At 42.0% G+C, this 23,213-nt stretch carries 14 protein-coding genes; 7 read left to right on the top strand and 7 right to left on the bottom strand.

Annotated features, from left to right (window positions below; translation table 11 throughout):
• Positions 1-171: 171 nt before the first annotated feature.
• Complete coding sequence (gene ovoA / locus RMX69_RS25195) at positions 172-1,509, bottom strand: 5-histidylcysteine sulfoxide synthase (RefSeq protein ID WP_322639065.1); 1,338 nt, start codon at positions 1,507-1,509, stop codon at positions 172-174.
• A 756-nt stretch (positions 1,510-2,265) separates the two neighbouring features.
• Here ovoA and RMX69_RS25190 point away from each other — a divergent pair.
• Both RMX69_RS25190 and RMX69_RS25185 read left to right on the top strand, forming a co-directional pair.
• Positions 2,266-3,324 carry a glycerophosphodiester phosphodiesterase gene (locus tag RMX69_RS25190; protein ID WP_322639064.1) on the top strand — a complete coding sequence of 353 codons (1,059 nt, stop codon included), beginning with the start codon at positions 2,266-2,268 and terminating at the stop codon, positions 3,322-3,324.
• A 35-nt stretch (positions 3,325-3,359) separates the two neighbouring features.
• Positions 3,360-4,484, top strand: coding sequence for a DUF3466 family protein (locus RMX69_RS25185; protein WP_322639063.1), 1,125 nt, complete (start codon positions 3,360-3,362; stop codon positions 4,482-4,484).
• Between the two features lie 286 nt (positions 4,485-4,770).
• Here RMX69_RS25185 and RMX69_RS25180 read toward each other — a convergent pair whose 3' ends face one another.
• The 4 genes from RMX69_RS25180 to RMX69_RS25165 form a co-directional block, all read right to left on the bottom strand.
• Positions 4,771-5,466 (bottom strand): SAM-dependent methyltransferase, encoded by a 696-nt coding sequence (locus RMX69_RS25180; protein ID WP_289796340.1) that lies wholly within the window; start codon positions 5,464-5,466, stop codon positions 4,771-4,773.
• Positions 5,467-5,683: 217 nt separating this feature from the next.
• Complete coding sequence (locus tag RMX69_RS25175) at positions 5,684-6,781, bottom strand: iron-containing redox enzyme family protein (RefSeq protein ID WP_322639062.1); 1,098 nt, start codon at positions 6,779-6,781, stop codon at positions 5,684-5,686.
• A gap of 192 nt (positions 6,782-6,973) precedes the next feature.
• On the bottom strand, positions 6,974-8,818 hold the full coding sequence (locus RMX69_RS25170; RefSeq protein ID WP_322639061.1) for a penicillin-binding protein 2: 1,845 nt from the start codon (positions 8,816-8,818) through the stop codon (positions 6,974-6,976).
• A gap of 20 nt (positions 8,819-8,838) precedes the next feature.
• Positions 8,839-9,519, bottom strand: a complete 681-nt coding sequence (locus RMX69_RS25165) for a hypothetical protein (RefSeq protein ID WP_322639060.1) — start codon at positions 9,517-9,519, stop codon at positions 8,839-8,841.
• A 493-nt stretch (positions 9,520-10,012) separates the two neighbouring features.
• Here RMX69_RS25165 and RMX69_RS25160 point away from each other — a divergent pair, with 493 nt between their 5' ends.
• The 4 genes from RMX69_RS25160 to ligA all read left to right on the top strand — a co-directional run bounded on the left by RMX69_RS25160 (position 10,013) and on the right by ligA (position 16,136).
• Positions 10,013-10,210, top strand: coding sequence for a hypothetical protein (locus RMX69_RS25160; protein ID WP_322639059.1), 198 nt, complete (start codon positions 10,013-10,015; stop codon positions 10,208-10,210).
• Positions 10,211-10,723: 513 nt separating this feature from the next.
• On the top strand, positions 10,724-11,056 hold the full coding sequence (locus RMX69_RS25155) for a hypothetical protein (RefSeq protein WP_322639058.1): 333 nt from the start codon (positions 10,724-10,726) through the stop codon (positions 11,054-11,056).
• A 298-nt stretch (positions 11,057-11,354) separates the two neighbouring features.
• Complete coding sequence (gene glgB, locus RMX69_RS25150) at positions 11,355-13,646, top strand: 1,4-alpha-glucan branching enzyme (RefSeq protein WP_322639057.1); 2,292 nt, start codon at positions 11,355-11,357, stop codon at positions 13,644-13,646.
• A 453-nt stretch (positions 13,647-14,099) separates the two neighbouring features.
• Complete coding sequence (ligA, locus tag RMX69_RS25145; RefSeq protein WP_322639056.1) at positions 14,100-16,136, top strand: NAD-dependent DNA ligase LigA; 2,037 nt, start codon at positions 14,100-14,102, stop codon at positions 16,134-16,136.
• Between the two features lie 607 nt (positions 16,137-16,743).
• Here the strand turns inward: ligA and RMX69_RS25140 are convergent.
• Both RMX69_RS25140 and glgP read right to left on the bottom strand, forming a co-directional pair.
• Positions 16,744-17,520: a Uma2 family endonuclease gene (locus tag RMX69_RS25140; RefSeq protein WP_322639055.1), complete on the bottom strand. Its 777-nt coding sequence runs from the start codon at positions 17,518-17,520 to the stop codon at positions 16,744-16,746.
• A 179-nt stretch (positions 17,521-17,699) separates the two neighbouring features.
• On the bottom strand, positions 17,700-19,913 hold the full coding sequence (gene glgP, locus RMX69_RS25135; RefSeq protein WP_322639054.1) for an alpha-glucan family phosphorylase: 2,214 nt from the start codon (positions 19,911-19,913) through the stop codon (positions 17,700-17,702).
• Between the two features lie 659 nt (positions 19,914-20,572).
• On the opposite strand from glgP, the gene RMX69_RS25130 reads away from it, so the two are divergent.
• A complete protein-coding gene (locus RMX69_RS25130; protein WP_322639053.1) occupies positions 20,573-22,789 on the top strand; it encodes an FUSC family protein in 2,217 nt (738 codons plus the stop codon).
• The last annotated feature ends 424 nt before the right edge of the window (positions 22,790-23,213 follow it).

Genomic DNA, 23,213 nt, shown 5'->3' with positions numbered 1-23,213 from the left:
TCATGTCTTTTTCCACATAGCAATTAAAAGGTAAAGGAAGTTCGTATTAATCCAATCCAAATTGTATCATTCGCTGTGTTAATTTTAAGATTTGCGATCGCCGTTAAAATAAAAGTGCCAATGCTCTGACCTATGTCAATTCTTAGTGTCATGTGGCTGAGGCATATTCTATTAATCTTTGATATCTTGAACAATCCGAAAACCAGCGTGCTGATAAAAATTTGGACGGAACCAGTTGCGGTAATATTTTAAAGCTTCTGTACCATTGGTTATCCAACATCCTCCTAACATCATTTGATGTTTATCATCAAAGAATATCGCAGAATTATCTTCATAAAGAAAATGAGGTTGATATCCTGGAAGAGGGTTTAAGTTATTACTCAACCATTCCCAAACATTGCCGCGTAAATCATACAATCCCAAAGAACTTTTGGCTGTTTCTAACATCCCAACGGGACTAGGTGAACCAAATTTTAAATTGAGATTATAATTTTCTACACGATCTAACAAACTATTACCATAAGTTGCTAAATGGTATTCTGGTTCACTCATTAAGCGAGTATCTTTCCCTTGCCAACGACAATAAGCCATTGCTTCATAATGATTGACTTCCACAGGCCAATCTAAGGGTAAGTCGATTTCATCAAACATAGCTCGATATTTGTAGCTACCATTTTCATGTAACCAAAATTTAGGACATTGAATATTGTATCGAGTTTTCCAATTCCAAGATTCTTCATCCCAATATTCTTGATTTTCGTAGCCACCAGCCTTGACAAAATAGATAAAATCAGCATTGGTAATCAGATATTTGCTGGCGAAAAAGGGTGCAACTTCAACAGTGCGATCGCCATAATCAATATCCCATCCATAAGTTGAATCATCTAAGGCTTTACCGAGTTTTACTACCCCACCAGCAACTTCTATCATTTCGTTTTGAGGAGTGTAACCATTAAAAGGGGCATATTGCCAATTTTGAGGACGTTTCACTCTCTCAATTGGTAGTTGGCGAATTAACATCGAAGAAGTTTCAATGTGAATACGTTGGTGTTCAATCCCCATCATTAAAGCCCAAAGGGGATGATTGGGATGAATTGGTAGAGTAATTTGGGTTGTCTTAATTAGTTCGGAAATTACGGAATATGCTCGTTCTCGATATTCCCAAGTTTGTGCAACTTGCGGCCATTCCAAATGCGCGATCGCTGCATTCAACTCTTCTGGTTTTTCTGGATCTACTCCAATTTCAAACAAAATTTCATACTCTGGATTGAGGCGTTTTTCTAATAACTCCACCTGAATTAATTTATTGATGTAGAAAATTGCCGAATGTCCCAGATAAAAAATTAGAGGATTTCTCAAAGGGTCAGGGTTGAGATAAAATGTCTCTTCCCCAACTAAACTTTTCAATAACATATCTTCCAGTTGCCAAGCATTCTCAAAGTAATCGAGGATCGTTTGGTTATTACAATTATCAAGTTTTGGAGGTTTAGCAGATTGCAGACTATTCATGGTGTAACTAAGTTGTTGTTAAAGAACAATAAACCTCTTGCAAAAGTCTCTAACACCCACCCCCAACCCCTCCCCGCGCTTCGGGAGGGGAGACAAAGCGTAGCTTTGGCGGGGTGGGGTTCTTTCTTATTTTTGATTTATGCAAGAGGTCTAATGAAAAAATTAATTATCTAGAAATCCGATTTGATTCTTGAATTTACTTGCATAGGTAGGGAACACGAAATAAAAAAATAGATATGTACTGAGTTTTGTAAAAAACCAAATATGATTCCTATAGAATGTGTTAAACACAATCGGATTGAATGAGGGATCAAATAAGATTCTTAAATATGACAGATTTATTATTTAATAGCAATACTTGTTGTTCAATAATTAGTTTTTCAAATAGCACTAAAGCTTTATCGACTTAGTGTAGTAACCCAGTATGTTTGACTAACCTAATATTTCTTGAATAATTAACCTATCAGCTAACAAGTAATTCAGCGAGAATAAACATAACTATATGATTAAAGTAAAGACTCTTTAAACTCTTACCAATGAAAAATTACAACCCTCTTTAGACAGTTTTATTTGTCTTAACTTATTTAGAGCTAAGTTAAAAATAATTGTCAGAATTCAGGAGTCAGAACTCAGGATTCAGAATAGTTAAAGAATTAGCAGAGCATTTGATGAACGCGAACAGCCCTGAAAGTAGAGCTAAAGCCCTCACTACAAACCTTTAATTGTTTACATCGTCCTACTTAGGTGGGTAAAGTAATGACTACAACTTTGCAAAATGCATCTCCAATTATCATTGCACACCGAGGTGCTAGCGGTTATCGTCCCGAACATACTTTAGCTGCTTATGAATTAGCGATCGCACTAGGGGCTGATTATATTGAACCTGATTTAGTTTCCACTAAAGATGGTATTTTAATTGCTCGTCACGAAAATGAGATTTCTGAAACCACCGACGTTGCAAGCCATCCAGAATTTGCTCATCTTCAAACCACTAAAATAATTGATGGCGAATCAAAAACTGGCTGGTTTACGGAAGACTTTACCCTAACACAACTGAAAACACTACGAGCTAAAGAGCGAATTCCTCAAGTGCGCTTTCAAAATACCGCCTATGATGGACTTTTTGAAATTCCCACTCTGCAAGAAATAATCGATTTAGTCAAGGTTAAAAGTGGCGAAATTAATCGGACGATTGGTATTTACCCAGAAACTAAGCATCCAACTTACTTTCAATCTATTGGGTTAGCCTTAGAAGCACCCCTACTTGCAACTTTAACAGCCAACGGTTATCAGGGAGCTAACGCACCTATTTTTATTCAGTCTTTTGAAGTAGGTAATTTACAAGATTTATCCACGAAGACTGATTTACCTCTAGTGCAATTGCTGAATAACAGTGGTAAACCTTATGATTTTGTCGTTAGTGGTTGCGTAGGCGTTGGCGTAGCCTCTGTCTGCGACACGCTGCGCGAACGTAGAGAAGCCCGCCGTAGGCATCGCACTTATGCAGATTTAGTTACTGCATCAGGTTTAGAAGAAATTGCCAAATATGCACAAGCGATAGGAATTCATAAAAATTTACTGGTTCCGAGAGACAACAATGGTAAATTGCGATCGCCTACATCTTTAGTGATAGATGCTCATGCGGCTGGTTTGTTGGTTCATGTCTGGACTTTCCGCAATGAAGACTGTTTTTTGCCACTGGATTTTCAAGGAAATCCCCAAGGTGAATATGAACTATTTTTCAGCTTAGGTGTTGATGGCGTATTTAGCGACTACCCAGATACGGCAGCTTGCCACTCTACTCTTCAGTGGTAATTTGGTAGGGTAATACAAAATCACAGAAAAGTAACATGGTTTTACTTAAGTGGAAATCCTGTATAGCAGCAATTACCTTCACCGCAATCAGTCTTTCTGCATCTAAGTCGGCATTGGCGGTATCTTTATACTCAGTTACTGACTTAGGCGCTCTTACGGGAGAAGCCTACAGTTACGCTACAGATATTAATGACTCAGGTGAGGTAGCCATTAATACTTTGGGTAAGTCTTTTTTTTACAGCAATGGTTCGCTCAAAACAATTAGTCCGTTGCCTGGTGATAATCAACTTGCAGTGACTGGTATCAATAACTTGGGGCAAGTAGTTGGTAATTCGGTTAATATTAATAACTTTACTGGAAATAACCCTTTCCTGTACAGCAATGGCCTCACCCAACCTCTTCCAATTCAAAATGCTATTCCTTATGCAATTAACGATCGCACCCAAGTAGTAGGGGGAGCGAGCGGACTTGGTCCTTTTTTGTACGGTGATGGTGTAGCAACCAGCATAGGAACTCCTGGTACTGTTGCTTACGGTTTAAATAACTTGGGACAAGCAGTAGGTATTCTCAATTCAGGAAGAGCTTTTCTGTATGAAAACGGACAAACTACTAACTTGGGAACTTTGCCAGGTGACAGCTACAGTCAAGCAAACGATGTTAATGACTTAGGACAAGTAGTTGGTAGTTCGGGACTGACTGGCGTAAATGATAGTCGTGCTTTTGTGTACACTTCTAGCACGGGACTCCAAGACCTTGGTAGGTTAAGTCCTACAGATTTGTTTAGTACTGGTTTGGGGATTAATAATTTGGGTGAAGTAGTCGGGTTTTCTGGCACTAACAATAACTTTTTTGCCGCAGATGGCAATGGTTTACGGGCTTTTCTTTATAGTGATAAGACTCTGTACGACTTAAATAACCTGATTGCTCCTAGTTCACAGAGTGGCTTTACCTTGACAGCGGCATCTGCCATTAATAATAAGGGACAAATTGTCGGTCGTGGTGCAGTTAATGGTGAATTACACGCCTTTCTGTTGACGCCAATCTCATCTGTCTCTGTAGCTGAACCAACTTCAGGTGTTCCTATTTTGTCGTTTGGCGCTGGTGTAATTTTATTTGCTGCATTTAAGCGCAAACCTCATTCTAAAAGTGCAGTCATATAACAAAGAAGTTAATGCAATAACTTCAGCCAGACAAAATGATTACTTGGGAATATGGATTTATAAAAATGCTCGTTGAAAATCTTTGAAGATATGTCTCGAAGCGTGGCTCAGATACACATCTGTACTTTAGGCAAGGGATGACATCACTTAAGTTGTTCTTGATTTTCACACAATACGGTTCAGTTAAGCATTGTTTTCCTCTCTCTGTTCCCTCTGTGCCTCTGCGGTTCGTTAAAAAAATTGACTTTGATAAAGAGTTTAGCCTTAACTGATCCGTATTGGATTTTCACAAACTAGTCATCACCTGAGCTAATTGATTAGATAAATCAATTACAGACTCCCGGTATTTTTTAAATAAAACTCCAGCTAAAAAATAATAATCGCCAGAATAAAATGCCATCTGATTTTTTTGGAGTTTTTCGATGTGCTTCTTTACCTTGGGGTCAGAGCTATAGTAGCCGAACTGCAAAGGTAAAACCATGAAGTTGTGAACATAATAACCATTTTGTTTTGCTATGTTCAACGTATTGATTGGATTAGAAAAGCTAGATATTAAAACCAACACATTTTCATAACCTAACGATAAAAGCTCATTGGTAACTGTAGCTCCATCTACACCCCCAAATAAGAGTGGCATATAAATATCGTTATCTGGTGCGGGGAGATAGGGCGGATTGGCTACAAGATACTCAGCATCGGGTTGAGAAGAGTTAAACAAAGATGAGTTGTGAATGATGTATTTATTAGTGAGATTGTATTCATCAATGGTTGAATTTGCAACTTTCCATGCAGAAGTATTTAATTCAAATCCCTGGATGACTCCATCAAACTTATTTCTCAATAACGAATTAATTACAGGGCTGCCATCTCCTGAACCAAACTCCACAATAGATTCGGAATTTTGGCAATTTCTGATCACAAAACTTTCTAAGCAATTTGAGTAGAAATTAGATTCTTCAGGACAAAAAAAGATATCTTTCATTTGACGAAAATTCAAAGTGTAAGGTATAATCAGTCTATTAGGAGGTTATTTATTACCTTGCATTCAAGCAATAAAAAACTGTTCCTTTAGCAAAGGGTTGCTAAAGAAATTTGTTTGCAGGAGAATTAGCAATAAAATGACTTAAAATGTCAAATTAAAATGCTAAGAATAACCTGCTATTTATAATTTTTGGGATTGTTAATAGGAGTAAAGCGGCTTATTCCGCTTCGCGTATCGATCGCACAACAGCACCAGCGGCGCGATCGCCCATTTGTTTCTCTTGGTCATAGCCAAGCACGAGTTCCCACGCATCATTGGGATATCGTTCTGCCAAAGACAAAGCAACATCATCTAACATCCAACGACCGTGGCGTTCATCTTCCTTGATGTGTAGTTCCCAATAACCCATCGCCGCCTCTGACAGTCCCAATCGTTGCGCCGCCGCTAGATAGTTTTTGTAAGCCGCAGGGCCAGCCACCTCAAAATATGTCAACGCGCCATTGTAACGGAGAAAATAGCGTTTGCGATCGGTAGTTAGAAAGTTATGATTATCGCAAGCTAAGACTTCCCAAGGTACTAAATCGAAATATCCTTCTGGTTCAGTGTTCATCCCAAACTCAGCCAACATTTGAGCAAAAAATGTCGAGTGCTTGCGGGATAAACGACCATTGCCGTATTCTTCTAATAGTACTCGCACCAGCGTACATTGCACTTCATTAGCAGCACCACCCAATACGTAGCAAAGGCGACTACCTTCCACCAAACCATCAAAGGAGCCGATCGCTAGCAAGTGACGATAACCAGCTTCAGTCATTTCCTCACGAATATAGCGGCTATTCTCCGACAAAGGCGGATTTAAATCGGCAGATGCACGCTCAATTAAAGCTTGTTTAACATCCAATTGTTGCAGTGCGGCTACATCGATTTGTGCTAGTTCCCACTGTTGCCAAGCAGCTTCAATTTGGTCGCGACAAGAGTGCAAATATAGCGATCGCTCATTGATATAATGCCGCAAATCGTCGTACCAAAACAGCTTTAGTCGATTAATTCGATAAAGTATTCGTTGCAGAAAACGGTGAGCCTGTTCATCAGAGCGATCGTTTTTATAAGCAGCCTCAATTGCCATAGAGAGTGACTGTTCAAACTCACTAGCTATTGAAGGTTTTGCATCCAATTTATTATCCAAATCTTCCATTGCTAGCAATTCTATAAATTGCTCCTCAGCACGGTCGTACTTAGTAATTGTTCTTTCTTTAGTTTGCGTGCTATTTTTCGCAGCCTCAGTCTTAGAAAATATAACTAAATTGCTTTGCATGGAATCTTCGGTACTTTGGAAAAGTGAGAAATTACTTTCACCTCTAATATCTAAGTTTCCACACCAGTAGCTTTCTGTACCTCTTTCCCTGGTTATAGAGAAAGATTAAGTTTTGGGGTAAGGGGAAAAGGGGAAAGATTAAATTTATTCCTTTTCCCTTTAACCTTTAACCTTTTCCCCTGCTCCCCAACCCTACGGCACTCCCTTCTGTTCCTCAATCGCCTTACTGGGCGGAATCTGCTCAAGAGGAATAAGTGCTTCGATCACCGACTTCACAATTGGGGCGGCGACAGTAGAACCATAGGCACTTTCTCCTTTTGGCTCATCCACCAGTGCAAACACTACATAGCGAGGAGATTCCACGGGTAAAATAGCCACGAAACTGGTCATTCTTGCACCCTTTATGTATCCGCCATTGGGACTAGCTTTTTGGGCTGTACCAGTTTTACCAGCAATGCGATATCCCGGAATTTGTGCCGGCTTACCGCTGCCTTGAGTAACAACACTTTCCATCATTTCCACAACCTTTTGAGTTGTTGCGGTTGAGAAAATTTGGCGGGGAATGGTGTGAGCAGGTGAATCATGCATCTGCCCTTTGCTATCAATCAACCCGCGAACTACATGGGGTGTAACTAACTTACCGCCATTAGCTAAAGCACCGTGCATTTGCACTAGCTGCAAGGGTGTCATGGAAAAGCCTTGTCCAAAGGAAGTAGTAGCTGGTTCAATTGGCGAAGCGATAAATTCTTCTTGACTTTTGAGCCGTCCGCCGACTTCAAAAGGTAAATCTGTATCAACTTTTTGTCCTAGCCCTAAGCGTTCTAGCCAGTTGTAGTAGATTGAAGGCTTTAAACGTTGAATAATTTGCACCATGCCAATATTGCTAGAATATTGCAAAATCTGAGCAATGCTGATTCGCCCATTCCCATTATTCATCGCATTTTTGATGGTGTAGTTAGCGACTCGAATATTACCAGAGTCATTAAACATATCATCTGGTTTGATGATGCCATTTTCCAGAGCGATCGCCACATTCAACGGCTTAAAAGTCGATCCTGGTTCATAAAGATCCGCTACTGTCCAGTTTTTAAATAGTGAAATATCAGATTTAGCATATTCATTAGGATTATAAGTAGGCTGAGAAACGAGGGCAAGTAACGAACCATCCAATGCATCCATGACAATTACCGCTCCACGTTTGGCGTCAAACTTCTCCATCTGTTGTTTGAGCGCAATCCGAGCAATTCGTTGTAGACGGCTATCGATAGTGAGTTGTAATCGCAAATCGTCAAAATGCAAAAAACCTTCGGGCGCACGATCCGGCATCAAAACCCCATTTCCCGACCGACTGAGGCGCACCGTTTGCACGGGACGTTCTAGCAACTTCTCTTGAGAGTATTCCACACCAGCTTGACCACGGCGGTCAACATTCACATAGCCCACCACATCAGCAACCAAATCGTCTGGCGGGTAAAATCGGGAGTATTTTTGAGCCCACTCCAGACCATTTAAACGCAAAGAGATGACGCGATCGATAATTTCTTCTGGTAAAGCTGGCGCAAGGATAATTCCGCTTCTTTTGCTTTGAAAAGTTTTCACCAATTCAGCAGTATCTTTTGCCAAAATTGGGGCAAGTCGCTCTGCCATATCTTCATTAGACTTATCAAACAGCTTGGGATGAGCGTACAAAGTATATACAGGACGGTCAATAGCCAACAAATCGCTATTGCGATCTACCACTGGGCGACGGGGCATAAAAGGTCGCACATTCACCATTTGCTGGTTGCGTGCGTACTCAGTTAACTTTGGTCCCTTGACAATTTGGAGATTATACAAGTTAATAGTCAACCCCAACCCTGATACCATTAATATTCCCCAGACGATGAACAGTCTGGACTTAGTGTTGGATGTTTGGTCTTGCATACTAGAGGCTAATTTTCCCAAAAGCCCTCGTTTCTCACCCTTGTCCTTGTGTCGCCCTGTAAATTTTGAATTCCGAAACTTTCTGAATTTTGTTTTGCTTGGTGACTTCTGCATTGGGTTCTGACGAATTACGATTAGTATCCCAGTGGCGAGAGTGTTTGCGGTTGGGTTTCAGAATTTGGCGTTGTGTTAGGCGATGCTGACTTAGGACTCCCAGATGCTGGCGGCAAGAAAATCATTCCTTCAGGAGTTGGCGATACCAGCCCTGCTGTTGGTTGTTCTGCTTCATTAGCCATTTTATTTTTCAGCGTCGCGTTGGTTGTCGTTAGCAGCCGTTCATGACGTTGTAGGTTTTGCAGTCTGCGATATGACTGACCCCAAAGCTCTTGAGAATAGACTGTCCAAGCATAAACAGCAAGTGTCGATGCTACTAACAAGAACGCCACAACTGACGAATAACGATGAAAGGTATACAAGCGCAGCAACCACAAAGGTGCAGTTCCAGAGTTAGGCATTGTGGGAAGCCCAAGAAAACCTTCCCCTGGACTTTTTAAGTTCGTATTCAACTGCTCGTTGAGATTTGGTAATTGTTGTCTACCCGACTCTTTCACCGATTTAGCTATAACTGCCTCATTTGTGGGAGAAACCGCTAAATTTTTTGAGGAACGCTGTTGTTTTTGAGACGAGACTGGTGTAGAAGCGCTCTGTGCTGCTGATTCCATAGGCGCAGAGCGTCGCCTTCCTAAAGAAAGGATAGAATCTCGCCGAAACCAATTACCCCTTGTAGAAACAGTAGATTTACGAGCAACTACCATAAATTTTTAAATTTTTTTAGATGGAAAATACTGCACTTTAGATTGATTGTCTGTTTTGGCTCAGGTTTAAATCACCTTCTGTGCAACAAGCACACATAACAGACTATACCCTTTTAACTTTTCTGAGAGGTAGCTGTATCAATGTTTGCATCCTCTAGATATGCAATGTTTGCAATCAGCGATTAGAAACTGGACAGCTTACCCTTTAGGTATCGCACCTAAAGTATGGCAACGTCACGTAGCAAGATGCAATACTCTGTGAAAAAAATAAAATTTTTTGCTATCATAGCTCCGTTTGCTAAATAAGTTGGTAATTCTCGTTTTGCTCCTGAGTTAAGAGAAACTAATCAGGATACGTAATTCCACAAACAATACCCCAAAGGATTGTTTTTTTTAAGTATGTAATCTCGCAGAATTTAAAAAAAGCAATAAATACGGTATCGTATTCAACAGGCGAAAAATTGTTCTAGCCACAATTGGTGAAAGAGGAGTTATGAAAACAAAAATCTTTGGTTTTGCTTTAATGTTAAGTCTGGCTGCAATTCTTGGGGCCTGTGAAGGTGGTGGTGAAGGTGGTGGTACTGCTACTCCAGCTGCTACAGGTGAACCAACTGACGCACCTGTTAAGACTACCCCCGCAGCGACTCCCGCAGCGACTCCCCCAGCAACTCCCGCAGCGACTCCTAAATAAGGCATCTTAAACTTTAGTTTAAATCGCACCCAGAACTACTTAGTGACAGCATTCCTCACTACATAGCTCGAAATATCGCTCGAATTAATTGGGTTCGCGAAAAGCCTCATTTTTATGCTGGTTTATCAGAGCCTAGAGTTTGCTCAAATATCAACTAAGTAGGGCAGTAAGTAGAGGACACTGGTAAAGAGGGTTATGTCCTCTACCAAGTGTCCTTCTAAAATTCCCACCCGCTCAAACCTTGTTACTAGTCCAAGAGAGTTGAGTCAATCTAAGCTATTTTGTCGGCAAGTACTTCCCTCGTTTGGCATTTTAAATTGCTTATACTACTGAGTTTTGAGAGGGTAAAATAATTTATCGCGATCGCTGGCAATTGCTCAAGAGCATTCCTGTAGTCTATTCCGTATCAGGAAAGACTTGGTAATCTCCCTTGATGTTGCCAGATTTTTATTGGGAAAATTTGGGCATGGAAAAAACAGATTTTCATCCTGCGTTGTGAAGGTAATTCAGGAGATGAGGAGAGTTAAAACGAGAAAATATATAAAGTTACTGAGCTTAATTGTAATTACTGTAACTCAGATTGTTTTAAGTAGCTATTGGAGATCGGTAGCAATAGCATTACCGCCACCAGAAGATACACCAGAAGAAATATTACGGACAAAGATTATTATAGAAGCGCGATCGCCTATTGATGGAAAATCCCTAACAGCTGCCGAGTATATCCAATTGCAAGCCCAACTGCGAGAAGTCCCGCCACCAAAACTAGACCCCAAAATTCGAGAACAGATTTTCTTGCTTCGCTTACGTAAAACCTTATTCCAGTTTTTTCCATTTTTAAATTTTTGATAAATTTGTCATTAGTCATTAGTCATTCATCCTCTGCCCAATATCCGTCAATAGTGGCCATTTATGTTAGCGGATAGCTAGGGTTTAGCCCGTGCTTAGTTCTGGGCAAAGAAGTAAGATTTCCTACTCAGCACTCGGAACCCGGAACTGTTTTGCCCTATGCCCAATGCCTCATGCTCAATGCCCCATTCTGATGTAGGATAACGGTGGCGACAAAATTGCAAATAAATGTAAAGAATATATATAGATTTTAAAAAAGTAGATTTAGTCAATCACGTTATTTCACTTAGGTAGCTTCATGTCCATGACCACGATCGCCCCTGAACAGGTTAACAGCATCGTTTGGAATCAGCATAACGATCCCTTTGAAATACTAGGTTCTCATCCCATAGAACAAGACGGCAAAACTGTCTGGGCTGTGCGGGCCTACCTACCAAATGCAAGTGCAGCATGGGTCGTTCTTCCTGAACAACGTAAAGAATATCCAATGCAAACGGTGCACGATCCTCACTTTTTTGAATGCACCATTGAAACTGCCGAACTGGCAAACTACCAGTTACGGATAAAAGAAGGAGAACATGAGCGTGTCATTTATGACCCTTACGCTTTCCGTTCACCCCGGTTGACAGACTTTGACTTGCATTTGTTTGGTGAAGGCAACCATCACCGGATATATGAAAAACTGGGAGCACACCCCACGGAAATAGACGGCGTTAAAGGTGTTTATTTTGCTGTTTGGGCACCTAACGCTCGTAATGTTTCATTGTTGGGAGATTTTAATCTCTGGGATGGACGTAAAAACCAGATGCGTAAAGGCCCCACCGGAGTTTGGGAATTGTTTATTCCTGAAATTGGTGTAGGGGAGTCTTACAAATATGAAATCAAAAATTTTGAAGGACACATTTACGAAAAATCCGATCCTTACGGTTTCCAACAGGAACCCCGTCCAAAAACGGCATCCATTGTCACTGATTTAGATACTTACAGTTGGAGTGATGAAGACTGGATGGAAAAGCGGCGTCGTAGTGACCCGCTGACTCAGCCAGTTTCAGTTTATGAAGTGCATTTAGGCTCTTGGTTACACGCTTCGAGTGCAGAACCAGCGAAACTCCCCAATGGTGAAACGGAACCTGTAGTTGTAGTTTCAGAACTGAAACCGGGCGCACGTTTTCTTACTTACCGGGAACTGGCAGACCGACTCATTCCTTATGTCAAAGAATTAGGATACACCCACATAGAAATGCTACCCATTGCGGAGCATCCCTTTGATGGTTCTTGGGGTTATCAAGTAACTGGTTACTATGCCCCTACCTCGCGTTTTGGCAGACCCGAAGATTTTATGTATTTTGTTGACAAATGTCACCAAAATGATCTAGGGGTAATTGTGGATTGGGTTCCTGGTCACTTCCCCAAAGATGGACATGGTTTAGCTTTCTTTGATGGCAGCCACCTGTACGAACACGCTGACCCCCGTAAAGGCGAACATAAAGAATGGGGGACTTTGGTATTCAACTACGGTCGTCATGAAGTTAGTAATTTCCTCGCAGCAAACGCTCTCTTTTGGTTTGATAAATACCACATTGACGGGATTCGTGTCGATGCTGTTGCCTCGATGCTATATAACGACTATTGCCGCAAACCAGGAGAATGGCTACCCAACCAGTACGGCGGCAGAGAAAACCTAGAAGCAGCAGATTTTCTGCGTCAGGTAAATCACATTATCTTTAGCTATTTCCCCGGTATTCTCTCAATTGCGGAAGAATCCACTTCTTGGCCAATGGTATCTTGGCCCACCTACACAGGCGGACTGGGCTTTAACTTGAAGTGGAATATGGGCTGGATGCACGATATGCTGGATTACTTCAGCATGGACCCTTGGTTCCGCCAATTTCACCAAAACAACATCACCTTTAGTATGTGGTACAACCACAGCGAGAATTTCATGCTGGCCCTGTCCCACGATGAAGTGGTGCATGGTAAGAGCAATATCATCGGCAAAATGCCAGGGGATACATGGCAGAAGTTAGCTAATATCCGTTGTTTATTTAGCTATATGTTTGCTCACCCAGGTAAGAAAACCATGTTTATGAGTATGGAGTTTGGGCAGTGGAGTGAGTGGAATGCTTGGGCTGATTTGGAGTGGCATTTATTACAGCATGAAGCCCACCAACAGTTAAAAACGTTTTTCCGGGAATTGAACCATCTCTACCGTTCTGAGCCAGTTTTGTACACCCAGGATTTTGCTGAACCGGGGTTTGAGTGGATTGATTGTAGCGATAACCGCCATAGTGTAGTTTCTTTCATTCGTCGCGATCGCGATTCTGATGATTTTGCGATCGTCGTTTGTAATTTTACACCACAACCCCATTCTCATTACCGCATCGGTGTACCGCAAAAGGGATTTTATACTGAGTTGTTCAATAGTGATGCGCGTCAGTATGGCGGCAGTAATATGGGCAATTTAGGTGGTAAATGGACAGATGATTGGTCTTTGCACAGTCGTCCTTATTCGCTAGATTTGTGTTTACCACCTTTGGGTGTGTTGATTCTTAAGTTGGATAAGAATAAGACTGCTGAGGTAATTGGATAACAATTTGGGTGGGGCGATGCCCCATCCTACACATAATTTCGCCTATTCACAGCTACTCAACCCAGTTCTCTAATAGACTCTGTTGAAATTAAATATGCGTTATTACCCTTGTAGAGATGTAGCAGTGCTACCTCTCTACATTCTTTTATATAGCGATTTATTGACTTGCGATCGCTCTGCATTTACCTGTGGAATTATACTTAGTACTCAGAGGAAGCAGACTACTGAAGGCTGACAGTAGCTAATTGCTAAGTAATAATAAATCCATCTGTCGATAGATGCACTTTTCTAATGAGACAAAGTTTTGCGATGCGATCGCCCTATGCAAGTATTAGGTAGCAAGGAGTTTGGTAAAACTTATTTAGCTTTAGATATGGCTGAAAAGCCAAAATTTTGTATAGTACAAATGTATGATTTGTTAGCCCTAATCCTAGATATTTTATAAGAATTCTCATGACACAGATTAAACCTCAAGTAAAGCGCACAGAAGAATTGCGCCAGTTATTGCAACAAGCAAGCTATGCTTATTACGTCTTAGATACTCCAATCATGGAGGATGCAGTCTATGACCAGCTATATCGAGAATTGCAACAACTAGAAACTCAATATCCAGAATTGACAGCACCCGATAGTCCAACTCAGCGCGTGGGTGAGAGGCCAGCAACGCAGTTCACCTCGGTGCGGCATAATATCCCCTTGTACAGTCTAGAGAATGCATTCAATATTGATGAGTTACAAGCATGGGATCAGCGTTGGCGGCGACAAGTACCGAAAATAGATGCAGTGGAATATGTCAGTGAACTTAAAATTGATGGTTCTGCTTTGGCTCTTACTTACCAAGATGGCATTCTAGTTAGAGGGACAACTAGAGGTGATGGGGTAACGGGTGAAGATATCACCCAAAATGTACGGACAATTCGCTCAATTCCCTTACGTTTGAATTTTGAAGGGTTAGAAATTTTAGAAAGGGTAGAAGTGCGAGGCGAGGCGTTTTTGCCGTTGGAAGTATTTAAACAAATCAACGAGGAAAGACAAAAAGCCAGCGAGCAATTATTTGCCAATCCCCGCAATGCCGCCGCTGGTACACTCAGGCAATTAGACTCCCGCATTGTCGCTAAACGGCGGTTAGATTTCTTTGGCTACACCTTGCACATTCCGGGTAGAGATGACACCAGTATTGCCAATACTCAATGGGAAGCGTTGGAATTGTTGGAAAAGATGGGTTTTCGAGTCAACCCCAACCACAAACTCTGTGCTTCGATCGCAGAAGTGGCAAAATATTATGAATATTGGGACACGGAACGGCTGAATTTACCCTACATGACTGATGGGGTAGTAGTGAAGCTGAATTCTTTTAAACTTCAGGAACAGCTAGGATTTACGCAGAAATTTCCCCGCTGGGCAGTAGCCTTAAAGTATGCAGCCGAAGAAGCACCTACCCGTGTGGAAAATATTGCTGTAAATGTAGGACGAACGGGAGCGTTAACGCCGTTAGCCGAGATGCGCCCGGTGCAACTGGCGGGAACAACAGTTTCCCGCGCCACTTTACATAATAGCGATCGCATTACTCAATTAGACATCCGCATTGGCGATACTGTCATTGTCCGCAAAGCTGGAGAAATCATTCCAGAAGTGCTGAGGGTAATCAAAGAACTCCGTCCCGCTGACACTGAACCCTTCGTTATGCCCACCCATTGCCCAGTCTGCGGTCAATTAGTGGTGCGAGAATCAGGTGAGGCGGTGACTCGCTGCGTCAATGCTTCCTGTGCGGCGATTCTCAAAGGTTCCATTGAACATTGGGTTAGTCGTGATGCCTTAGATATTAAAGGTATGGGCGAAAAGCTAGTATATCAACTCGTTGATAAAGGTTTGGTGCATTCTGTTGCCGATTTATATGAGTTGACAGCAGAGAAGTTATCTGCATTGGAAAGGATGGGGAAAAAGTCGGCAGAGAAATTAGTGGATGCGATCGCTCAATCAAAAAATCAATCTTGGTCAAGGGTACTGTATGGTTTAGGCATCCGTCACGTTGGCAGTGTAAATGCTCAATTATTGACTCAGAAATATTTCACTGTAGACCAGTTAGCAGCAGCAAAGCAATCAGATATTGAAGGCATTTACGGGATTGGTGCTGAAATTGCCCAATCTGTGTACCAATGGTTTCGGATTGACGCTAACCAAAAGTTAATAGAACGCTTACAAGCAGAAGGATTGCAATTAACTGCCCCAGAGGAAACAAAAATAGTTGGGGATGGTAATCAAAAATTTGCAGGTCAAACTTTTGTAATTACGGGAACATTGCCAACCTTAAAGCGGGATGAAGCGAAGGATTTGATTCAAAAAGCTGGGGGGAAAGTAACTGATTCAGTTAGTAAAAAAACCGATTATTTAGTTTTAGGAGAAGATGCCGGTTCCAAGTTAGAAAAAGCAATTTCATTGGGAATTACACAGTTAAGTGAGGCGCAATTTTTAGAGATGCTTGAAGATTAAAATCAGGTAAATAGCCTGGAAAGGTATATATTTTGTGAACGAATCCAGACAATTAACCCCTACTTATCAATCAGCCCAAAAGCATGACCGTTACAACCTGCATATCCCCGATTTATCAAATAATATCATGTCCGCTTGATTGCTTATTAAACCCGAAGAACCCCACCCGCCAAAGCTGTACTTTGTCTCCCCTCCCCGCTCTTCGGGAGGGGGTTGGGGGTGGGGTTATTTTATTATGGGTAATTTGGCGGACATGATATAATACCAATTTGAAAAAAGAATGCGAAAAATAGACCATTTGTATAGACGCGATTCATGAGCTAGCGCGTTGCGGGGGTTCCCCCCGTTGTAGCGACTGGTGTCGCATCTTTACCCAAGGATGTGTTGCAATCATTAATTGAATTGGTAAGCTAAACCACATCTAGTTTGCATATCTAAAATTTATATAACTCTTGTGGGGTGGGCATCTTGCCCGCCGTAATTATGCAATTTAAATGTGGAACAGCTTATAAGTCGGCGATATTATTTTTCAGGAACAATTGAGGATTGCTATAGCAAACTAGTGCAAAATTGGATGATTCTCGTAAGGGCAATTTATCAATTGCCTCTACTCAAACGGGGGCAAGTTATTCGGGTCAATACCCTGAGATTGTAAATAAGCAATCAATCGTTCTTTTTGCTGGCGTTCTTGTTCAGCGCGTTGGTGTTCTTGTTCGGCGCGTTGACGTTCTTGTTCAATCTGTTCTACAGCCCACAGTAACAAATTACCATCTCGATTCCACCAGCGCAACCAACAACCAGTGCGACCTTCTTTTGTTCCTTGCCAAGTTCCTAAAAATAAGCCCATTACATCAATCCAATGACGACCATTTTCGTCAGGTTGCTTTAACTCATAGCGCTTATTTTCCAGTTGATAATATTCTAATAAACCGCCATAAGGTTCAAAAATTACGTAAATGGGAATCTGCAAAATTTGCTCGTAGAAAAACCATTTTCCTGGTGGATAACTTCGCTTGACCGAATATTCTCCACCCTCAGTATCGGATAAAAATTCGATAGCGATCGCAGGGATATCTCCTTCTAAATTGGGTGTATAACTTTTGCGATTACCCACGACTTCATTAACCGACGGCACATAAACCCAGTCTGGTGCTTTGGCAATAAATTGCTCGTTGACTGTCGCACAAAGACCAAAGTTTGAAGCTATCAACATCTGAGGTTGAATGAATCCACTGATTTCTAGACTTTCACGCAAAGCACCAGCTAAAAGTGGCTGACCGGTATTCTCCACTGGTTCATCCTCTAGTTGAAAATCTTTGGGCAAGGCTTCCCAAGAGATTACCAGTTCTGTTGGTGATTTGGCTTGGCTGAGTTGGGTTGCCATAAACACAGCATGAATTTATTCTCGATCTTATCGCTTCTAGGAAGGCTATGGGGGCTGGAGACTGGGGACAGGGGGTAAGGGGAAAAGGTTAAAGGTTAAAGGGAAAAGGAATAAATTTAATCTTTCCCCTTTTCCCCTTACCCCATACCCAATGCCCAATGCCCAATTCCCAATGCCCTTTACAGGAGAACTTTAGCTAAAATCGGTTCCACACTCTTAGAAATCTCTGGGACATACACCTGTGAAACGTAGTCGGCAATCATCCTGTCGGTGTTGAATAACGGCGCATTTGTTTTAATGGACGTTTTCATCATTTGCACCCAACGGTGAGGAATACCTTGGGCATCTTGGTCATAGTATAAAGGAACGATTTCTTCTTCTAACAGCTGATAAAGCGATCGCGAATCAATCCCATCTTGCAATTCTTGATCGCTAGTATGAGCATCTTCACCAATTGCCCAACCGTTAATTCCTTTACCATCGGGCCCTGTTTGGTAGCCTTCGCACCACCAGCCATCCAAAACGCTGCAATTAAGACCGCCGTTGAAGCAGACTTTTTGCCCACTTGTACCAGATGCTTCCAAAGGACGACGGGGATTATTTAACCAAACATCCACGCCTTGCACCAATTTTTGACCAGTGTAAATGTCGTAATCTTCTATAAAGGCGACTCGGTTGATAATCCCGGAATTGTGACACCACTCCATTAAGCGTTGGATAATCCGCTTACCTTCTTCATCGGCTGGATGCGCTTTCCCGGCAAAGATAATTTGTACTGGACGTTGAGCATTACCAAAAATCTTCAATGCGCGTTGGGCATCGCGTAAAATCAGATCGCCGCGTTTATAAGGGCTGAAGCGTCTGGCAAATCCAATAGTCAATACATTGGGATCGAGTAATTTTTCAGTTGCTTGAATGAGTTCATGATTTTCGCCACGCAACTCCCGTGATTTCTTCACCTTATAACGGGTAAAGGCAATCAATCTTTCTTTGAGGATAAGATGCCGCGACCACAATTCCTCGTCGGGAATCTCGTCAACTTTAGCCCACATCTTGGGATCGACGGCGCGATTTTTCCAGTCTTCTCCCAAATATTCGTTATATAAGTCACCTAACAAGGGTGCAGTCCAAGTGGGTGCATGAACGCCATTGGTAATGTAACCAATTGGTACTTTGTCTTCCGATCGCTGCGGATAGAGAACTGTCCACATTTTACGAGAAACTTGACCGTGTAATTCACTTACACCATTGCAAGCACGCGACATCCGCAATGCTAAAACGGTCATGCCAAAGGGTTCCCAAGGATCGCCCAGTCGCCTTGCACCCAATGCCAAAAATTGCTCGCGAGAAAGTCGCAATTGCGGCCAATAGCTGGCAAAGAAGGAATCTATTAAATCGGGTGAGAAGACATCATGACCGGCGGGAACGGGGGTATGGGTGGTAAATACACAACTGTTCCGCACCTTGGCTTCGATGTCATAGAAAGATTTACCAGTCCGTTCAATTTCTACCCGCGCAACTTCTAAGGTGCAGAATGCAGCGTGTCCTTCATTGAGGTGATAGACAGAAGGTTCAATTCCCAAGGCGTGTAGAGCGCGAACACCACCAATTCCCAAAACGACTTCTTGGGCGATGCGGGTTTCCAAGTTACCGCCGTATAAGTGTCCCGTCAACCAACGGTCAATGGGATCGTTATCGTTGCGATCGCTATCTAATAAATATAAGGTGACTCGCCCAACTTGCACTCGCCAGATTTGCACTTTCACAACCCGCTGGCGAACTTGTAACTCGATAGTGACTGATTCCCCTTGCTCATTTTTAATCAACTCCAAGGGCATGTGGCCAAAGGGGTTGTCAATATAATAATCTTCTTGCCAACCTTGGCGGTTCAAGCGTTGCCGAAAATAACCTTGGCGGTACAACAAGCCAACACCAACCAATGGCACACCCAAATCTGATGATGATTTCAAGTGATCCCCGGCGAGAATTCCCAAGCCACCAGAGTAGACGGGTAGAGATTCATGGATGCCAAATTCGGCGCAAAAGTAAGCAATAGGATGCTGTTTGGATACTTGCGGTGCAACTCGACTGACCCAAGTATCTTGCTGGTTGATGTATTGGTCAAACTCACGCGCGAGGGCGGATATCTGCTTTAGGTAAAATGGGTCTTCTGCTAATTGCGTCAAACGCTCATAAGTTGCCGACTCTAAAATCGCTACTGGGTTATGCCCACAGCGTTCCCATTCTTGGGGATCAATTGTTTGGAATAAGGAGATGCGATCGCCACTCCAACTCCACCAGTAGTTATAAGCCAAATCTGCCAAACGCTTGAGCGGTAAAGGTAACTTTTCACTCAAGTGTCGTGCTGCGGTAATTGCACTGCTATTAGCCATACTAAATCTATGTCCTCGCGCTTAACTTTTTGTCTATGTATCAAGAACTGGGGAAGAAGCAAGGGAGCAGGGTGCAAGGGAGAAGAGTTTTCCCTTTTGCACCCCGCCCCAATGCCTCTTTTCCATGCCCAGTCCCTTTTATTTACTCTTCAGGTTCATAACACCGGAGCCTTCACGTGCTGAATTCTCCCCTGAAGTTGGAACAGTCTCTCGACATCAAACCTTATCCAAGTAAATGGTTTGTATTGTTTTCGTCTTCTAAAAATTATCTCTACTTTTGGACAGATTTAATATTTTTTTCTATCAAATTCGTTGACATTATTTTACTTTTTTTATTTTATTGTAAATATTTATTTAGTTTTTTACAATCAGCAACTAAAGTTATTTATATGTCTCGATAATAGTCAATTTTTAACTACAGCTATTTGCATCATAATAATGCTTTTTATCCGATAATCACGGCAATCATGCCGTTATCCACGATAAAACTCATATCTGTTAACGAATAATTGAAAATAAATTATAAAGTGGCAAAATATGTATCCTAAGATTCACTTTTTGTAAAAGCTCTTAATTGCCCACCATCAATTAAAATAAATCTGCATATATCAAAATATTAAGATAATTCCGATAAAAATTTTGTTTTGTTAACAAAAACAATGCAGTTGAATCGAAGTAATTTCCTCAGATTTCTGATCCAATCAGAGCCAGGAAAACCAGCAATATCCAACGGCTTACGAGCTGCGTTAGCGTTGGGAGTTCCCATGCTAATTGGGCAACTCATTAACCAAAGAGAAAGCGGATTATTCGTTGGTTTAATGGCTCACTTTGTCAACTTAGCGAATATTGGTGGCCCTTACCAAATCAAAGCTAAGACAATGGCACAGGCTACTTTGGGAATAACTGTTTCAGTATTTGTGGGTACTCTAGTCGCTCAAGTTCCGGTACTAGCTGTGGTGCTGACACTTCTGTGGGGGCTTGCTTCCGGTTTTGCGTCACTGTATGGTAATGCTGGTGCTAATGTTGGTCTGGTAGTAGGGATATCATTTATTACCACGATCGCACAGCCAGGAAACTTGGAAGTTGCACTCGTGCGATCGCTGTTATGTCTAATTGCAGGTGGATGGGCGATGCTACTCTCCTTAGTAATGTGGCCTTTTAGACCTTACGATCCCATACGGCTAGCTTTGGCTGACTGTTTCAGTGCAATCGCCAACTACATTCAGGCATTTGTAGGTAAAGTAGCAACATCTGAAAATATTCTCGAAATTAGAAAAGCATTAGAAACAGCACGCACTGCTTTAGGTACATTACGGATTGGACAGTCGTCTCGGAGTTGGATAAATGAGCCATTTTTGCTGCTAATTCAGGATGGCGATCGCTTGCTTGGTTTAGTTGTTGCCTTAACAGAATTACTAGAAACTCACTTCCAACAACAGCAATATCATACAGTCCAGCAATTAGTAGACGATGCACTCGCAGAAATATCAGTCATTCTTCAAGCCATAGCGAAAGTCATATCTCGCAAGCCTGCTAGCATCGACTTGGGAAATCTCAAGCGCATCTATGAAGCACTGAAAGAACAAGAAAGTCTGCAAAGAAAAGCAATTGCTGGCAGTGAAACCGACTACACAACCCTCGTTGCTTTCACTAACCTGGTGCTGACGCTCAAAAAGCTGATTGAGCAATTGCAATACACGGCTCAGACAGCTAAATCTCTGGCAGATCGCAGCAAAATGAGTCAACGAGATATAGATAGACTTCTTTTATTTGAAGAAGAACAGCGATCGCTCTTAAGTTTACTCAAAGAAAACCTTACCTTAGACTCAGCAATCTTTCGCCATGCTCTTCGCATTGGTGCGAGTCTAACTGTAGGCGTGATCTTATACAGCGTTACAAATTTACCAATGGGCTATTGGGTAACACTGACAATTATATTAGTCCTGAAACCAAACTTGGGTGCAACTTTCAAACGGTTTTTCCAGCGAGTTGGCGGGACAATCTTAGGAGCTGTCTTAGCTGCTATCTTACTTGCAACCATCACGAGTAAGCCTGTATTAGACATCATTATTCTGCTGACAGTATTTTTTGGTGTTTCCCTAATCGCTTTCAACTATGGGTATTCAGTGATTTTCTTCTCAATATTTGTCTTACTAATTATCGATATTGGTCATCCTATTAGTTGGCAACTTGCTGGCTTTCGGGTGTTGAATACATTAATTGGGGCGGGACTGGCTTTTGCGAGTCATTACTTTTTATGGCCAAATTGGGAACGCGATCGTTTACCCAGTCAACTCGCCACAGCGCTACGAGAATGTCACAAATACTTTCGGGATGTGATGGCTGTTTACCAAGGTATAAAGGAGCGTGACTCTAGTATTATCAGTCAACGGCGACAAACTGGACTAGCAATTGGCAATGCCCAAGCCTCCTTCCAAGGATTGTTGCGCGAACCCCAAATGCACCAAGAATTAGTAGAACCAGTAATGACGCTACTGCTGTATATGGGACGTTTTACTAACGCCGTGACAGTTTTGGCAGTACATCTCGAACATTTCCGAGCAACAGTACCACTCCCGGAATTAGAAACCTTTGTCCGCCAAATTTCGTTAGTGTTAGAGCAGTTAGCTGATTCGGTACAGCAGGAAATTCCCCCACCGCCCTTACCTGATTTGGAAGAAACACTGCAAAAAATCCAGCCGCACCTGCAAGCACTGCGTACAGCCAGAATAGAAGAGTTAGCTTTCAATCAAGGACATACACCGATTCGTCAGGCAGTCATTGATTACAGCATATTAGATTTGGAGATTGACCAGATTGTGCGGCGGTTGACTGCTATGCACTCAGCAATGGTACGGCTAATATCAGGTAAATAAAGAGCCACAAAATTCTTAGTGCAATCGCCGTATTTTTATTAAATTTCAATATTTCTTTGTTTCCAGTAATTCGGTTTGCGCTTACCATGCGCGATCGCAATAACCCAAATCATATCATGTCCGCTTGATTGCTTATTAAACCCGAAGAACCCCACCCCGCCAAAGCTGTGCTTTGTCTCCCCTCCCGAAGAGCGGGGAGGGGGGGTGGGGTTATTTTATTATGGGTAATTTGGCGGACATGATATCACTTCTTCAAGCACCGTATAAAAAATCAGATAGGGAAAACGTTGAATAGCATAACGACGTATTCCTTCAATCTTGTGTGGGGTTCCTAAATTTGGGTTTTGCTGAATTTTAAGAATAACTTTTTCCACTTCAAATAGTAAATCTAGTCCCAAGCCTACTTTTTGAGAGTTGATCTGAG

It is taken from the genome of Nostoc sp. EspVER01 (assembly GCF_034530635.1).
In the GTDB taxonomy this organism is placed as follows: Bacteria; Cyanobacteriota; Cyanobacteriia; order Cyanobacteriales; family Nostocaceae; genus Nostoc.
Note: the sequence above shows the minus strand (reverse complement) of the source record. Positions and strands in the feature narration are given on the sequence as shown.

Excerpts from the sequence above, each read along its gene's own strand:
- RMX69_RS25130 (WP_322639053.1), top strand. The coding sequence starts at position 20,573 with ATGCAGTTGAATCGAAGTAATTTCCTCAGATTTCTGATCCAATCAGAG.
- glgB (WP_322639057.1), top strand. The coding sequence starts at position 11,355 with ATGTCCATGACCACGATCGCCCCTGAACAGGTTAACAGCATCGTTTGG.
- ovoA (WP_322639065.1), bottom strand. The coding sequence starts at position 1,509 with ATGAATAGTCTGCAATCTGCTAAACCTCCAAAACTTGATAATTGTAAT.
- RMX69_RS25180 (WP_289796340.1), bottom strand. The coding sequence starts at position 5,466 with ATGAAAGATATCTTTTTTTGTCCTGAAGAATCTAATTTCTACTCAAAT.
- ligA (WP_322639056.1), top strand. The coding sequence starts at position 14,100 with ATGACACAGATTAAACCTCAAGTAAAGCGCACAGAAGAATTGCGCCAG.
- RMX69_RS25140 (WP_322639055.1), bottom strand. The coding sequence starts at position 17,520 with ATGGCAACCCAACTCAGCCAAGCCAAATCACCAACAGAACTGGTAATC.
- RMX69_RS25155 (WP_322639058.1), top strand. The coding sequence starts at position 10,724 with ATGAGGAGAGTTAAAACGAGAAAATATATAAAGTTACTGAGCTTAATT.
- RMX69_RS25160 (WP_322639059.1), top strand. The coding sequence starts at position 10,013 with ATGAAAACAAAAATCTTTGGTTTTGCTTTAATGTTAAGTCTGGCTGCA.
- RMX69_RS25185 (WP_322639063.1), top strand. The coding sequence starts at position 3,360 with ATGGTTTTACTTAAGTGGAAATCCTGTATAGCAGCAATTACCTTCACC.
- RMX69_RS25190 (WP_322639064.1), top strand. The coding sequence starts at position 2,266 with ATGACTACAACTTTGCAAAATGCATCTCCAATTATCATTGCACACCGA.
- RMX69_RS25170 (WP_322639061.1), bottom strand. The coding sequence starts at position 8,818 with ATGCAGAAGTCACCAAGCAAAACAAAATTCAGAAAGTTTCGGAATTCA.
- RMX69_RS25165 (WP_322639060.1), bottom strand. The coding sequence starts at position 9,519 with ATGGTAGTTGCTCGTAAATCTACTGTTTCTACAAGGGGTAATTGGTTT.
- RMX69_RS25175 (WP_322639062.1), bottom strand. The coding sequence starts at position 6,781 with ATGCAAAGCAATTTAGTTATATTTTCTAAGACTGAGGCTGCGAAAAAT.
- glgP (WP_322639054.1), bottom strand. The coding sequence starts at position 19,913 with ATGGCTAATAGCAGTGCAATTACCGCAGCACGACACTTGAGTGAAAAG.